Here is a 13,967-nt window from a genome sequence, read left to right as displayed (position 1 = left end):
CTGCGTTGATATCCGAAGCCTCAGTGTTCCCGCACTGGGGCTTCTTCGTTTTCAGGCTGTTGCCTGGGCACCTTTCTGAAGCTCTCTCCACTTCAATCCCTCCTCAATCAGCAGCCCAATCTCGGCATTAAGGCTGCGGCGGTTTGCGTGCGCCTCGTTGCGAGCCCTGTCTTTTAATTCCTCACCGATGCGCAGGCTGTACGGCGCATTTTGGTGTCGATCTTTCATGATTACCTCCCTTGCTTGCGTGGACTCATATTAACTCATAGAAGCAGCGAGTCAAGTGGACTCATTGAGTTATGTGGATTCTTTTCTCATACTCCGCGCAAAACCACCGGAGACCCTCCATGTCAGATCGCCATACGATCAGCCCATATCCTATAAGGATGCCTCCGGAGCTTCGCGCACTTCTCGAAGCGAGCGCCAACCATGGAGCGCGGTCCCTTCATGCCGAGATCATTGCGCGGCTGTGGTCGACCTTTCGGAAAAACGACATAGTTCGCCAGAATCTGGGGCTTCCTTTCGCCGAAGAGGTACCCGACAACCCAACCCCGGATCGGAAGATTTCTGGCGTCGACAAGGCGAAGCTGATCGAGAGCAGCCTGTCAGGCGTCGGGGTAACCCGTGAGGACTTACTTGACGCGGTGTCGAGTGCTATCGAGAGCGCTCTGTCCGGGATGGGGGCTTTCCCGGTCGCGCCGGACAACGCAAAGCCAAAGCCGAATACTGGGCCAAAACCACGCAAACGCTTTCCCAAAGAGGACTAGGCCAGGCCAGCTTCTGGGAAATCCTAGCCTTAGGGTGTGCTTCGGTTGCACACCCCTGGCGAGTCCCATAAAGCACATTACGTCACTGCGAGTGACGCTGCTGAAGGACTACATGACATTGAGTCAGGTAGACAACCCCAAGCCCGGCCAAGCGCTGGGCTTTTCACCCTCCCAGAATGCACAAAGCCCGGCGTTTACCGGGCTTCCGATCAATGACTCATGCCTCAGAAATCGCCTGTAATTTCTGCGCCAGTGACCCTGACAGCTTGATCAGGGTCATTGGCTGATAATGTGCCGCCGTTGTCATCGTGCGTTCCTCCGGGCATAAACAAACACCCTACGAAAGCGTAGCCCTCGCAGGGTGTCGGGGTGACCATCTCATTAACCGCCAAATAGGATTTCTTTACTGTTTCGTTGGCTCAATTATGTTCCAGTAACAGTCAGAGTACGCGGTGTTTCTGAAATCAAAAACCACCTTTCGCTTACCTTCTGAGCTAACCACTACCGGCGCGTTATACGCTTTAATGACCATGGCATCAGAGAACCTGCTCTTGTCCCCGACAGAGGACATGGCGTCTTCCAGTAGGTCACCCCTCTGTCGAGCCTCCATGGCCTCGCCAGCCACGGCAGAGATCTTCTTGCAGGTTTCCTCGCCGCCCGCGGCGAAGGTAAGCGTAGAAACGGACGCGAGAGCAGCAATCAGCAAGACTCGACTCATGACGTTCTCCATTAAAATCGCCTGCAATCTACTGTGCCTGGCGACAAACGAGCCCAGGCAACCCAGCCCCTCGGACTATCATTACCGATCCAAACTACTCACGCGAAGGGCACGGATATGCCCGAGGATGAGAAGCGAAGATTTGCTTAGGCGCTCAAGCGCATCACGTCAGGAAGCGGCGGACCCGAACCAGATGCGAAAAGCACAGTCGGGGCTGGGCCTCTATCAATGTCCGCCAAAATTTGGCTTGGCATCGCCCCCTTTCAACTACTCAAGTGGGCGCTTGTGATAGCTATAGCGCTCGGCATTGGATGTCCGCGATGGGTCCGGCGGGCCTTGTCTCTGCCCGCCCCGAAAGGGCCGGTTCTCGATGTAATCGTCGCGATCCTCTGGGCGGGCCCTCTTGGCATCTTCGTCTCGACCGGTTGGCCAACTGCCGTTTCCTTCTGACTTGCCGCCCTGCCCGTTATCCCTATCTCTGGTCATACGCACCTCTCAATGCTCAGAAGTCCTGAGCTACATCGAGTGTGCGCCCACAACGACCAGGGAGGTTTTATATCGGACCGCCGGGCACCAGCGAAGACATCAATTATCGGCCTCTGTCCACCCATCCACCCTGGACAGAAAGCCAGTACACAGCTCAACCGGCGGCGTAGTAGCGTTATGCCTCCAATGAACCGCCCCGGTCCGTTGCCGGAAAGCCCATGGACTGGGGATCAATGCCTAGGAAGCTCAATGCAAACAATTTTCCCGTATTTTCTCATCACCCGTGATGAAGAGGTCGTAGCGAAAGCTGCAGAAATATCACTGACCGGCGTCGAGGAGGCACGCGGCATTCACGCCTTCTTGGCTGAAATGCAATTCGATCAAGTTCGAGACGCACTGGTTTCGACTGGCAAGGAAGTCGCTTTGATCCAGGCTCACGAGCTGCAATACATCCATGCGCTCGGTGACTTGGCCAGGCTGTTCGGGCACCTCAATCGAGTGCCGTCCCGCTAAACAGCAATTCTCCTTTAACTACCTCAATTCGACTGCCTTCACTTAGGCTATAAGGGCCGCTGAGCACATACTCAGCGCGCCCGTCCTGAACATCGAGCTCAACTGGTTCGCGATCAGGGACTTTGCGGAGATGCCCACGCCAGGCGATGACTGGCTTATACGGATCATTGCTGTGCATATTCACTCCTGCGGCTCAGCCGCTTCATTTCGCGTCTTGATGACGCAATACGAGGCGCGCCCGGTCGAGCCAGGGCCCGCCGAACACAATGATTTCTGATGGCCTGCCGTACAGGTGGTGCAGCAGGAATGGGCCAGGGCCGAACACCTGGGCTTGCTCGCCGGGCAGTTGGGCATCGCTCCCCAGGTAAATGCCGGCGTGGTTCGGGTGCGCGGTGCGCCCCACAGCCATGACGATCATGTCGCCGCGCCGGGGCTGGCTGACCTGGTAAAAGCCAGCGGTCTCATAGGCCTGTTCGTAAAGGCTCGGGCCGTCGGCCTGTTCCCACCAGCCGTCCTCTCGGGCGTAGGCCGGGAACTCCAGCCCCCACTCGCGCTGGTACCAGTCCGCACAGACCTGCCAGCAATCCCAGGCACCGTGCACGAATGGTCGTGCCAGCAGCGGTGTCTCGCCAGCGGGAGTAATGGTGCGCAGGTCACCCTCCGGCCAGGACAGGATGTGCCAGGGCAACGCCGTGGCCTCGCACATGGCCAGGTCGCGCGGCGACGGCCGGCTGGTGGCGTCCGGGTGCGAGTGCACGATGCCGATCACTTCGCCCTGATCCTCGGCCGCGGCGTACTGCTCGGGTGAGATCCGGAACTCTTCCGCTGGGTCGCTGGCCGTGTTGTCACACGGGATGTACCGCTGGGTCCGGCCGGCGGCGACGATCAACCCGCAGCACTCGCGCGGGTATTCGGCCGCAGCGTGCTTCTGCACGGCGGCCAGGATGTGTTTACGCATGGTCAGCTCCGTGCGATGAGAGAGACGGCGGGGAACCCACCGAAGGGCAACGGGTTGCCTTCGCCGAAGCGTGGGATGCAGCCGGTGCCCAGGCACCCATCGCACTCGTCCAGCTCGGGGTTGTCGGTCAGGTTGCCATCCTTGTCCCGGTATGGCCCGGTGTAGCCACAGTTCGGCCCCCGGTAGCCTCCAGTCATGGCCCAGTGGCACAACTGGGTCATCTGCCGACCAATCGACTCGCCCCCCACGTCGCCAGGGCTGGCCAGCTCCCAGGCCACGGTGGTGCCGTTTTCAGAGACCTTCTGGTCGATGTACCAGACCTCAATGCTCTCCTCGGTCGGGTCAGCCTCGGGGTTGCCCCCAGGGAAGTTCGCCGCATCGAGGTACTGGCCCAGCGTGTGCCGGATCGTCAGCTTGAACTCGAGCAGGTCATCGAAGGCCAGGCACAGCGCCGTGATCCGCCCGTTGACGTTACCGACCGAGATGGTGGGCCGAACCGCCGTGCCGTCCGAGTTGGCCTCGATGCCCTCGATCTGCATGGGCCAGGCGCCGTATTCGTGGCCCTGCCACCAGATGGACTTAGCCGGCAGCTGATCGGCGTCAGCGCCAGCGGCAGCCAGTTCCTCCGGCGTATGCGGAATCGCATGACCATGGAACCGGAGAACATCGGCGCCGAAGTCCGAGCCGTCGAGCTCGAACAGAAGCACCTCGCTGCCCGGCTCAAGCAGCTGGATATCACGGATCAGTGACATGGTTGGTCCTTACGGGTGAAAGGCTCGCTCGAAGGTGGCGGAGACCTTGAAGCGGCCGCCACCCACGGGTGTGGGCTTTGGGTCAGAGCAGGTGAACAGCCCTAGATCGCCGAGCGGCGTAGACCAGAGGAAGGCCTTTGCGCCGCCGTGCCGGTCGAAAAAGGCCATGATTTCGCGGATCTTGGCCTTTGTTCCGGTAACGGTGATCGGGTAGCTGTCTTCCTTGTTGTTAGGCCCATCACCGACTACCTGCCGGTATCCGTCACCGAAGCGCGACTCACGCACTCGGTACTGGATATTCGGGGTCTCACCGCGCTCGGTCGGCCAGCGGAATGTTTCGATGGCCATCAAGATCTCCTCTGCGTATTTCGGTAGCTCACACCACCAGGCCGCCACGAATCAGCTACAGCCCTTTCCGCAGCAAGCTTCATCTGCCTCTCCATGTTCTGCTGCAGTAACTGCTGGTCGAGTTCCATGCCTTCGCTGGCGCGGTCAGGGACATTCACGCTCACAGGTGCGCTGATCTGGATGGTGGTTCCGCCACCTCCGCCGCCGATCGCCCGCACACCAAGGTTGCCATCCGACGTCCTGGTCAGTGGCATGATTGCCTCCGGCCCGGCCTCGGCAAACACACCGGCGCCCTTCGCGAAGGCGAAGAACTTGGGCGTGTCATGAACCTGATTGCTGAAGTGGGACAGGCTCGGCGAGTCATACACGCCGCCCTTGGCGTTCGTGACGAATCCACCCTCGCTGAAGCCACTGGTGCTAACGGTCGTTCCGCCAGGGGTGAAATAACCGCCCACCACCGATCCCAGGATACTTCCGGCGATACCAGCCATAGCCTGGCGCGTAGCGATCCTGGCGATGTCGGCAAGCACTGACTTGGTGAAGTCTGCGAACGAGAATTTGCCGGTCATGGCAAAGTTGACGACCGCGTCCTCCATTGAGCTGAAGGCGTTAGTGAACAAGGTTCTGGTCTGCCCAGCCACATCCCGCGCCTGCTCCAGGTAGTTCTGGAAGGCGGAGGATGCCCCGTTGCGCCAGTCGCCTTGGGCCTGGGTCATCAGGTCGTAGTTGGCGATGGTGGTCTCTTGCAGATCCCGCTCCGTCTTGCTCAGGGCCGCCAGTTTCTGGTTGTACTCGTCAAGGCTCATGCCCCGGGAGCCGTCACCATACTGGTTTGCCAGATCCAGGCGCTGCTGATTCATGCGATCCGTGATGCCGTTCTGCTGGTCCTGCAGACCCCGCTGGCGGTCGCCAAGGCCCAGACTATCGGCAGCACGCCGCCCTTGAAGACGCAGAGCGTTGACCTGTTGATCAAGGGCGTCGGTGTACGTCTGCACAGCACGGGCCTGTTTTGCCAGCCGGCCCTGCTCATTGGTGGCGAGCACCGCCAGCTCCGAGTCGGCGTCCTTCTGCGCCTTGACCATGGCGGCCCGGGCGTCAGCGATCTTCTGGTCCAACTGAATGCGCTGCTGAGCGCTGGTACTACTCCGCCCTTTGGCCTCCTCCAGGGCCTTGATCTCGGCCTCATAGGCGTTCGTAATCTCGGCCTTCTGTTGCTCGATGATTGCGGCGCGCTGGGCGGCGTACGACTCCTGCGAGATCAGCCCGGCCTTCTGCGCCGCTTCCAGTTCCTTCTGGTGGTTTTTGTACTCGGCCAGGATGGCGTTCAACGCATTCTTCTGGTCATTGAACCCCGACAGATCGACCGATGAAGTCCGACCAGCAGTATCCTTGAACTGCTTGGCGATGTCGGCCTGCACCCGGGCAATGTTCTCGGGCTTCAGCCGCTCATCATTAGGGTTGACCTTACGGATCGCATCCAGAGCCTTGCTGTACTCCTTCAATGCGTCCGCCCGCTTCTCGGCATTCGTCCTCGCCGACTTCTCCAGGGCGTCGACTTTGCCGATAGCGACGATTGCAGCCTGCTGCCGCTCCGCATCAAGCTCCCGGGCCTTGGCAATTGCCTGCTGCGTGTCTCGTTGCTGGATAAGCGCCTTGAGCTCAAGATTGGCGTCGGTCAGCTTCTGCTTTGCCGCGGTATCATCAGGATCGCCATTCAACACGCTCTGTGCCGCTGCTGCGCGCTGCTGGGCTTCGATGATGCGACTCGCGATATCCTGATCCCGGCCAATGTTCTTGACCGAATCGACCGTGGCAGCAACCTCGCCACGCAGCGTTTTCCATCCGCGCTCCCAGATGGATAGGTTCTCGGTGACCTCTTTGCTGCGGTTCTTGATGGTATCGACATAGGTGTCGGTGAGCAGCTTGGCGGCCCCGATGGTGTCGCCCTGCTCCTTCAATGCCACGATCTGCGAGTAGGTCGAGGCGGTCAGGAAGTTGTACTGCTCGTTGAGGTCCTTGGCCGCGGACACTGGGTCTTTGCCGATCTTCACAAACTCGGCGACCGTTTCTTCTACGGCCCGGCCAGTTGCCTCGCGCCACTCAAGAGCCGCCTCGGTAATCTCGACGAAGCTGTCGGAGGCGATCTTGCCGCTGCCGGCCAGTTGCGTGAGAACTTCCGCTGCAGCGCCGGTGGTGCCGACGGTCGCTGCCACCTGCCGCGCCATACCAGACATCTGGTCCGCGGTGGCGCCAGCGGCATTGCCGGTCTTAATCAGCTCCTTCTGGAAACCAACCGCCTCCTCGCTGCCCGAGTAATAGGCGTATCCGAGCACACCCACTGCTGCAGCCGCGACAGTGAACGGGTTCACCAGACCCATGACATAGCCGCCGAGGGCCTGAACGGCCGGACCGATGCCACCGAACATGTCCTTGAGCTGGCCGCCTTGTTGCAGCAGCACAGTGAGCGGGGCCTGGCCGCCTTGTAGAGACACCACGATATCAGTGAACTGCGCTGGCACGCCGCGCAGCGCGGCAGCCGTGGCCTTGGCCGTCATCCCGGTCTTGCTAAGTGCGGTATCGGCGCCGCCCAAGGCCGTGCGCGCCTGGTCGATCTTCGCCTGGTACTCGCCGAACGTCTCAGCATCGAGCGCGCCACTGGTGCGGAAGCCCTTCAGCTTCTGCTCCATCTGATCCAGCCGGCTCATGGCTGCAACCGTCGGATCGATCTTACCCAGCAGCTCTTCCAGCGCCTGGCCTTCCTCCCGATGCGCGCCGGCAGCCTTCTTCGCCGCCTCCGCCTGGCGCTCCTCCGTGGCGATGAGAGCTTGGGCCCGGCTGTTGATGGACGCCTGACGGCTGGCACTATCCGACAGAACGGCATTCGCCTGGGCGGTGACCTCGGCGCTCTGCTCGGTCGCCCGGTTCAGCGACTGAACGTACTGGCTGGCTTCCAGTGAGGCCTTGGCCACGGCCAGAATCCTTGCCTGCTGCTCGTCGGCAGATTCGGCGGCGCGCCGGCCGGCTTGGGCACCGGCATCCGTGGCGGTGGTGAGCGCCTCCTGTACCTTGCCCGCCTGCGCGGCCTCGGCCCGGAAAGAGCCCATGTTCGCTGCGGCGCTGCTAAAGGCAGTGGAGGCGCTGGTAACGGCGCGCCCCACGGTGGCCATCTGCTGCGCCAGCTCTGTCTGCTTGGCGTTGAGCGCCTGCAGCTCCTGCACAATCTGCCGGGTGTCGCCCTGCAAGCTGCCAAGAGCGGTTTCCCAGGCGCGCCCAGTTCGCCCGGCCGACTCCTCGCTACGCTTGCCGGCGTCCGTCAGCTGGTCGAGGTTGTCCTTGGCCTCGACGGCATCACCGGAGTCGATCTGAAAACCGAGGGAGGCAATGGTGGTCATGATCTACTCCATCGATTCGGCCATGACGGCCAAGGCCTCGACCTCCATGATGCGGAGATCGGGGAAAATTTCGGTAAGGTCGCGGCGCTTGATGCCTAGCATTGAGGCCAATGCGGGTATGGCGGCGTAGTCAAGGCCTGACGGGCCGCACGGCCCCATCCGCCACTGCGTGCCCATAGCATCGAACAGGCGGAAGGCCGGCCATGCATCCGGCCAGACCTCTACCACCTCCTCCTCGATGTCATCAGGGGTCAGGCCCAACGCCGCCAGTTGCTCGGCGGACGGCCCTCGCTCGTAGCAGGCCCGAGCCGCCGCCCTCAGTTTCCCAGGCGAGCCGGGTTATAGGCCGCCTGGAAGGCGTCGGTGACCGCCTTCGGGGAGCCGGTGCAGGTACGGACCAGCTCGACAATCGCCTCGTCGCTGAATTCGTCCTCCAGATCCCAGCCAACGACGATGTCCTTCAACTGCTCAGCCTGCAAACTGATTTCGCCGGCCGTAACCTCCTCCCAACTGGCCCCGCTCTTCTGTATCTGCTCGGCCCAGGCGTCACGAGCCTTGTTCCAGCGGTCGAACAAGGCGGCCAGCTCCACACGATCCATGTAGCGGAACTGGAAATCGACAGACTCTGGCTCGCGGCCAATACGCGGCACCTTGACCGGCGCGGTGAATGTGGGATCTTGCGCGATCTTGATCTTTGGCATGAGCCCTCCTTACACCGCGTTGTAGCGAGTCGGGCGCCCGGACAGGCCGACGCTGATGGTACGGGTCATCAGCTGGTTGCGCTCCATGGTCGGGGTGCTGGTGATGCTCACATAGCCCGGATAAAGGATCTGATCGCCGTTTCGCAACTTCATGCGGATCACAGCGAGCTCCTTGGATGCGTCGTAGCCCTCAACGGTCTCGACATATGCCGCGGTCGGTTGGTCCTCGACCACAATCGACAGGCTGACCGGGTTCCGGTTGGTCGGAAACTGCAGATCATCGTCGTTTTCCAGGTAGCCAACAGTCAGGAACTGCTGCTCACCGCCGGAGGAGGTGAACGAGGTTACTTTCGGAATCTGAACCCATCCGGATACAGGGACCACGGAGCCCACTCCAGCACCTGCGGTGAACTGGTCGGTATTGGTGGTGTCCAGGCCATCCAGAGCGAAGGCGTCAGTGGTAACACCGGACGCCCTGACAGCGCGGTCATTGATAAGAGCCCAGCCGGAGTTAACCAGTAGGACGTCACCGTCCTCAATGTCGTGGCCAGCCGAGCTAGCCACAGGAGGCTTGGCATTGGTCAGTGCGGTAAAAGCGACAGCGGAGCCGAGAATGGAAGCGATCTCGAGCACGGCGCCGTTTGGCAGCGGGATGCGTGCGGCCATGGTATTTTCCTCTTGAGTAGAAACGAAAAAGCCCGCACGCGGCGAGCTGGTTGAATTGGCGACCCTCAGAGGTCGAGCGTTACACTCACGGTACCGATGGATCTTGGCGGCGCTTCTTCCCCTGCTGTGTGAACGCGGAACACGTTCACATCGACAGCGGCAACATCAACGCCCGTTTCGCTACGAAATAGCTCAATCTCCGAGCGAATGGACTCCCGAAGAGCATCTTCGAGCGCGCGCTTTCGTTCAGGCAGCTCACGAATATCCATGGTTTCTCCTGCTATGCCCCAGCGGGCAGCTGGTCCGCGACACCGCGATAGGTGAAGCTGGCCGGGACCGTATAAGTCGCCGAATCAGTGATGGTTGGACCCTGGTCAACTGGTTCTGAGATCAGTCCTTCGAAGCCGTTACGGCTGAGCTCAGAATCCACCCGGAAGAGACTTGAAAGCTCGCCAACCAGATTCTCGGCGGTAGCCAGTGGCTGTCCAGCCGGGCAAACGATGCTGACCTGATAGACGCCGGCGTACTCGTAGGCCTCGCCACCCAGGTAGCGGCAGGTGGTTGCTCCGGGAAGCTGGAACGCCTTGAGGTATGTTTCGCCCTGCTGGGGCTCGAAGTCCTGTTCGAAGTTCGCCACACGAATCGGGCGCGCCGCGGCCCAGGCCATCAGCTTGATCTCGATAGCCTGTCGGGCTCGTGCTTGGCTCATATGCGGTTGTTCCTGATGGCTTCGTCGACAATGCGCTGGAAATTGGCAAGGGTTACCCGGACCATGCCTGCCGGAGCCTGAGACGAGTGGCCGTACTCCAGCGGGATCGCATATGGCAGGTTGTTCACGATGTACGCCGTCTGGCCAATGGTCAGCGCCTGCACCTGGGTTACGAGCTCGGCGATGGCCTCACTTCCCGATGGGTCGATGCGGTCGAGCTCTTCAGTTGCAGGCGAATCAATGGAGAACTGCCAGTTACCCCGGAAGCGGCCGCCTACATAGCCCTGACCTGCGACCAGACCGTTCACGGCGAAATTCTGCTCGCGCTCGGTCTTAGTCAGAGGCCTGGCGTATTTCACGCCCTTGCGCAGCTTGCCAGCCTTGGTGAAGTTGTCCTGATTCAGATTGATCAGCGTGTTACGCACCGCGACCTTGAAGTCGTAGTCATCAGCAGCTTTGTTAGCCTTGGTCCGGTGAGCCACGTTGGCGGCCCACAGCTCCGGATTGCCAACAGGCGACATGCGGATAACGCTGCTGCCGATCTCGATCACGATCTCGCGGAAGGTAGCGTCCAAGGCTTGTTCCGCCTGCTCGGCGAACGCCCGTATGGCCTCAGCGAAGCCGCCCTGCTGTCCGCCATATCGCTGGGACATGTGCGAGCCGCGCGCCATTTCATTTCCTCAGCTGGATAGTCCAGGTGGCCTGAGCCGGGTCTTCGGTCACGTTCAGCACGCGATAGCCGCTCACCTGGTCGCCGATCTTTGGAGTCGCCGGCATCTCAGTGGCAGCGCCGCCCTGCTCCTCGAACAGCTCGTTCTGGAGCACCAGCAACTTCACATCCTCGGTTTGGATGCGTGACCCGTCGATCTCCTTGACCAAGTAGCTGCCGAACACCCCGCGACCGCTGTAATGGATGGTCGAGGCAGGTACCGTGCCGCCGATCTCGGGGTCATACCCACCATTGACGATGCGGCTCCCAGTCACCGGCCTCACGGCGTCCGCCAGGCCATCCAGGTCATCGAATGCCTCAGCCAAATCGGCCTGCAGTTCTTCGCGCATACCCATTTGAAATACACTCCCACCGAAGCCTTTTTGAGCCTTGATATGAAAAAAACCGACTGCGAACCCGCCATCCGCCAACTCGCCCGAGAGTGGGCCAGAACCCAAGATCAACAGCCCGGCTGGCACCCCAGCTTCCACGATTTCAAGCGCTGGCTCGAAAGCCGAGGTTATGGCCACTACTTGGAATTCAGGAGCAACATGCCGGCCAGCGATGAGGCAGAGCGATGGTTCGACGATGAGCTAAAGCAGGTATGGCGAAACTGATCCTGCTCAAACCCTCTTCAGCAACACCGTGCCAGACCGGCGCGTCCAGGGAGCGATCAGGTCCAGCGCGAAGTTCTCGCCAGCCGTCAAGTCGGTTGAACCCTGAGCATAGGTCTTGCTGACGGAAGTACCGACTGTCGCTGAGACCGTTTTACTCAGCACTTCCTTCTCGGTGGCTTTGTAGAGATTGCCAGCAGCCGCCTCTTTCGCGACCTGGGCACCAGCAAGCTTGATGGCATCAGGGGTCGGGTCGGCAACTGTCCTATTAATCTTGGCTGTGAGCCAGGCGTTAGCCATTGCCACAGCAAGGACTGGATCACCGGAGCCAGCCCAGCCAGGCCCCAGCAGAGAGTCTACGTCGGCTACGGTGATGAAGTCGGTCATGGCTTACCCTGCGGCTGCGTCTTCAAGCGCCTTCACCCGCGTGGACATTGCCTGGAATCCGGCCTGCAGATTCGCGGCCGCAGCCAGGCCCGATCCGGCATGAGCGGTGATGGCATGGTTGTGGTTGCCAGCGGCCGCCGTATCTGCGGTGGTTCCGATCTGCAGCAGGTCAGGCTTGCCCTGGATATCGCCCCAGTTCACCTGCGCACCAGGCGGTGCGGGTGGACTCGTCGGCAGCTCGCCCAGGATCTGGATGCCAGCCGCCTCGTAGGCCTCTACGATCGCCTCGGCATCGCCATCCACAAAAACACCCGTTGCTCCGGATACAACACCGTAAAACTGGGCGATCTTGCGGTAGGTGATTCCCTGGACCTTCTCGATAGCATCGCTATCGCTGTAAACAACGTATGACATAGGAAGCCTCCTCATTGAGGGGCGACTGATCACCCCTCACCAACGCGGTTAGCCGCTGATGACGGCAGCGAACGGAACCTGCTTGCGGTCGAACACGCGCTCCCAGTTCGCAGCGTTGGCGTACTGGGCAGCAGTTGGGCTCAGGTTCAGGTTGTTGCTGCCCACCCAACTGAAGCCGGCCGGCTGCAGGATGAAGGTCTTGCGCTCCCACAGGACTTCCGCACCACCACCGTTGCCGCCATCCGGCTTACGCTGCAGCTCGACCGGGACATGCGGTGTGCCTTCGCCGTAACCGAAAGCGCCCTGGCCGAAGAAAACCGACAGGTACTGTCCAGACGCATAGGTCAGGCTGTCATCCATGAATACCGGCTTGCCCAGATAAGTGGCCAGGATGATCTTGCCGGTGGAGTCGCGCAGGTATTCGATCAGGTCCTGCTTGACCATCTGGTTCATCACCACCGAGTGCACACCGATTGCACCGAACATGTCAGCAGCGTCGCCAGCGGTGAAGGCGGCATCCTGGAAAGCTTCAGCGCTGATGGTCGCGCCGGAATCAATCACCATGTCGCCGTCATCGTTGGCGACGTTGGAGGCGATAATGCCGCGAGCCGCGCCCAGCAGATAGCGCTGCCAGCGGCGGGTCCAGTAGGTGCCGAAGCGGTTGCGGATGTGCTGCATCGGCTCAGAGTTCGCCAGTTCAGCCGATAGATCGGCAACGCCATAGCCTTTGTTCAGGAACAGCGTGCGAGCGCGCATGCTGCCCTGCTCGGCCTTGCCGACCTCGCCCAGGTCATCCGGATCGTCGTTGGAGATGTTCGGCTCCTCGTCGGCATCGAGATCCTGCCAGTAAGCGATCTCAGAAGTGCCCTGGCCGTTGTTGGCGATGTTGTCCAGAGTCGGGGAGCGGGTAACGATGCCCGATTCGAAGACGGCAGTCTTCTCGGGCGAATTTACCGGCGCCAGAGCGCCGTAGTAGTCGCGGACGAAGATGTCCGACAGCTGAGTAGTTGCCATGGATCAGGTTCCTTTAGTGGCGAGGAGTTTCTTGAATGCTTCGGGGTTGTCACGGGCCAGAGCGGCGCGCTCAGTTTCCGTGTATTCGCCCCATTTCTTCGTGGCCTTGCCACCGTTGTCGCCGGTCTGCCCGGCACCCTGAGCCCTTGGCCACAGGTGGGAAGCGGTTTCGCGCAGCGATTCCGCCCATTCGAGGGGAGACAGCGGAGTCTTGCCGTCCTTACCGTAGATGACCTCGCCATCACGGTCAGTGGCGATCGGCTCGCCGTCTTCGCTCAGTTTGAAGGTGCCGCGGGCGCGGAGGATGATGTCCTCGGCAGCCTCCGGCAGCGCACCAGCCTTGATGGCAGCAGCGCGGATGGAGTCAGCCAGCACCTTGTCGCTGTACTTGGCAGCAAAGGCTTCGGCCTTGTCCGCACGCTCGTTGGCGGCCTTGACCTGCTTGTCCAGGTCGCTGCGCAAACGCTCGGTGCGGCGGCTGATGACTTCGTCCAGCTTGCCCTCAGCGATCAGCTTGGTCTCTTCGTCCTGGCCGGCCTTGACCAGCAAGCCCTTGACCGCCTCGATGTCCAGGCCGTCGAACTGGCCTTTCAGCTTGTCCAACTCGGCCTTGATGGCCTTGTTGGAGCCGATCAGCTCGGTGTTTTTGGACTTAAGGCCCGAAACCTCGCCATCCAGAAATTTCTGCACCTCGCCGCCCAATGCTGCCTTCAGCGCGGCGGTTTGGGTTTCATCGAGGGTGAGGCCGTGGGCGGCCGGGTCGAATTCAAAAGGCATGTGGTTATCCCCTGGGGATTGGTGGGCCCGCCTGGCGGGCAT

20 protein-coding genes are annotated in these 13,967 nt (G+C 61.0%); 3 read left to right on the top strand and 17 right to left on the bottom strand.

All coding sequences use genetic code 11. The annotated features are described in order from the left end of the window. Nucleotides 1-51 precede the first annotated feature (51 nt). Entirely contained in the window at nucleotides 52-228 is a 177-nt protein-coding gene (locus NJF35_RS11845) for an Arc family DNA-binding protein (RefSeq protein ID WP_232862387.1), read from the bottom strand. A gap of 119 nt (nucleotides 229-347) precedes the next feature. Between NJF35_RS11845 and NJF35_RS11840 the strand changes: the two genes are divergently transcribed. Next, nucleotides 348-767, top strand: a complete 420-nt coding sequence (locus NJF35_RS11840) for an Arc family DNA-binding protein (protein WP_253091100.1) — start codon at nucleotides 348-350, stop codon at nucleotides 765-767. A gap of 403 nt (nucleotides 768-1,170) precedes the next feature. Here NJF35_RS11840 and NJF35_RS11835 read toward each other — a convergent pair whose 3' ends face one another. Further along, entirely contained in the window at nucleotides 1,171-1,485 is a 315-nt protein-coding gene (locus NJF35_RS11835) for a hypothetical protein (protein WP_253080810.1), read from the bottom strand. Nucleotides 1,486-2,220: 735 nt separating this feature from the next. Here NJF35_RS11835 and NJF35_RS11830 point away from each other — a divergent pair. After that, nucleotides 2,221-2,484, top strand: coding sequence for a hypothetical protein (locus NJF35_RS11830; protein ID WP_253091099.1), 264 nt, complete (start codon nucleotides 2,221-2,223; stop codon nucleotides 2,482-2,484). A gap of 202 nt (nucleotides 2,485-2,686) precedes the next feature. On the opposite strand, the gene NJF35_RS11825 is transcribed toward NJF35_RS11830, so the two are convergent. The 11 genes from NJF35_RS11825 to NJF35_RS11775 all read right to left on the bottom strand — a co-directional run bounded on the left by NJF35_RS11825 (nucleotide 2,687) and on the right by NJF35_RS11775 (nucleotide 11,075). Further along, nucleotides 2,687-3,442, bottom strand: coding sequence for a C40 family peptidase (locus NJF35_RS11825; RefSeq protein ID WP_253091098.1), 756 nt, complete (start codon nucleotides 3,440-3,442; stop codon nucleotides 2,687-2,689). 2 nt (nucleotides 3,443-3,444) lie between these two features. Beyond that, nucleotides 3,445-4,194 carry a phage minor tail protein L gene (locus NJF35_RS11820; RefSeq protein WP_253080813.1) on the bottom strand — a complete coding sequence of 250 codons (750 nt, stop codon included), beginning with the start codon at nucleotides 4,192-4,194 and terminating at the stop codon, nucleotides 3,445-3,447. A 9-nt stretch (nucleotides 4,195-4,203) separates the two neighbouring features. Then, complete coding sequence (locus NJF35_RS11815) at nucleotides 4,204-4,542, bottom strand: phage tail protein (RefSeq protein ID WP_253080814.1); 339 nt, start codon at nucleotides 4,540-4,542, stop codon at nucleotides 4,204-4,206. Next, complete coding sequence (locus NJF35_RS11810; RefSeq protein ID WP_253091097.1) at nucleotides 4,542-7,934, bottom strand: phage tail tape measure protein; 3,393 nt, start codon at nucleotides 7,932-7,934, stop codon at nucleotides 4,542-4,544. The genes NJF35_RS11815 and NJF35_RS11810 overlap by 1 nt, the downstream gene beginning before the upstream one ends. 3 nt (nucleotides 7,935-7,937) lie before the next feature. After that, nucleotides 7,938-8,189 carry a DUF1799 domain-containing protein gene (locus NJF35_RS11805; protein WP_410896949.1) on the bottom strand — a complete coding sequence of 84 codons (252 nt, stop codon included), beginning with the start codon at nucleotides 8,187-8,189 and terminating at the stop codon, nucleotides 7,938-7,940. Nucleotides 8,190-8,251: 62 nt separating this feature from the next. Beyond that, nucleotides 8,252-8,635, bottom strand: a complete 384-nt coding sequence (locus NJF35_RS11800) for a phage tail assembly chaperone (RefSeq protein ID WP_253091096.1) — start codon at nucleotides 8,633-8,635, stop codon at nucleotides 8,252-8,254. 9 nt (nucleotides 8,636-8,644) lie between these two features. Beyond that, on the bottom strand, nucleotides 8,645-9,301 hold the full coding sequence (locus NJF35_RS11795; protein WP_253091095.1) for a phage tail protein: 657 nt from the start codon (nucleotides 9,299-9,301) through the stop codon (nucleotides 8,645-8,647). 65 nt (nucleotides 9,302-9,366) lie between these two features. After that, the gene (locus NJF35_RS11790) at nucleotides 9,367-9,570 is read right to left on the bottom strand and encodes a hypothetical protein (RefSeq protein WP_253080818.1); all 204 of its coding nucleotides are present in this window, start codon (nucleotides 9,568-9,570) and stop codon (nucleotides 9,367-9,369) included. A gap of 11 nt (nucleotides 9,571-9,581) precedes the next feature. Further along, entirely contained in the window at nucleotides 9,582-10,010 is a 429-nt protein-coding gene (locus tag NJF35_RS11785; protein WP_253080819.1) for a phage tail terminator-like protein, read from the bottom strand. Next, nucleotides 10,007-10,681, bottom strand: coding sequence for a hypothetical protein (locus NJF35_RS11780; RefSeq protein WP_253080820.1), 675 nt, complete (start codon nucleotides 10,679-10,681; stop codon nucleotides 10,007-10,009). The genes NJF35_RS11785 and NJF35_RS11780 overlap by 4 nt, the downstream gene beginning before the upstream one ends. A 1-nt stretch (nucleotide 10,682) precedes the next feature. Continuing rightward, entirely contained in the window at nucleotides 10,683-11,075 is a 393-nt protein-coding gene (locus NJF35_RS11775; protein ID WP_253080821.1) for a hypothetical protein, read from the bottom strand. Nucleotides 11,076-11,114: 39 nt separating this feature from the next. On the opposite strand from NJF35_RS11775, the gene NJF35_RS11770 reads away from it, so the two are divergent. Further along, entirely contained in the window at nucleotides 11,115-11,336 is a 222-nt protein-coding gene (locus tag NJF35_RS11770; protein ID WP_253091094.1) for a hypothetical protein, read from the top strand. Nucleotides 11,337-11,342: 6 nt separating this feature from the next. On the opposite strand, the gene NJF35_RS11765 is transcribed toward NJF35_RS11770, so the two are convergent. From NJF35_RS11765 to NJF35_RS11750, 4 genes are read right to left on the bottom strand one after another with little or no spacing between them, the layout of a single operon-like run. Continuing rightward, a complete protein-coding gene (locus NJF35_RS11765; RefSeq protein ID WP_253080823.1) occupies nucleotides 11,343-11,720 on the bottom strand; it encodes a hypothetical protein in 378 nt (125 codons plus the stop codon). 3 nt (nucleotides 11,721-11,723) lie between these two features. After that, nucleotides 11,724-12,134, bottom strand: a complete 411-nt coding sequence (locus NJF35_RS11760) for a hypothetical protein (RefSeq protein WP_253091093.1) — start codon at nucleotides 12,132-12,134, stop codon at nucleotides 11,724-11,726. A gap of 48 nt (nucleotides 12,135-12,182) precedes the next feature. Beyond that, complete coding sequence (locus NJF35_RS11755) at nucleotides 12,183-13,148, bottom strand: phage coat protein (protein ID WP_253080825.1); 966 nt, start codon at nucleotides 13,146-13,148, stop codon at nucleotides 12,183-12,185. 3 nt (nucleotides 13,149-13,151) lie between these two features. After that, complete coding sequence (locus NJF35_RS11750) at nucleotides 13,152-13,925, bottom strand: hypothetical protein (protein ID WP_253091092.1); 774 nt, start codon at nucleotides 13,923-13,925, stop codon at nucleotides 13,152-13,154. Between the last annotated feature and the right edge of the window lie 42 nt (nucleotides 13,926-13,967).

It is taken from the genome of Pseudomonas guariconensis (assembly GCF_024127895.1).
In the GTDB taxonomy this organism is placed as follows: Bacteria; Pseudomonadota; Gammaproteobacteria; order Pseudomonadales; family Pseudomonadaceae; genus Aquipseudomonas; species Aquipseudomonas guariconensis_B.
The sequence above is the reverse complement of the archived record's forward strand: the minus strand, read 5'-3'. Positions and strand labels throughout refer to the sequence as shown.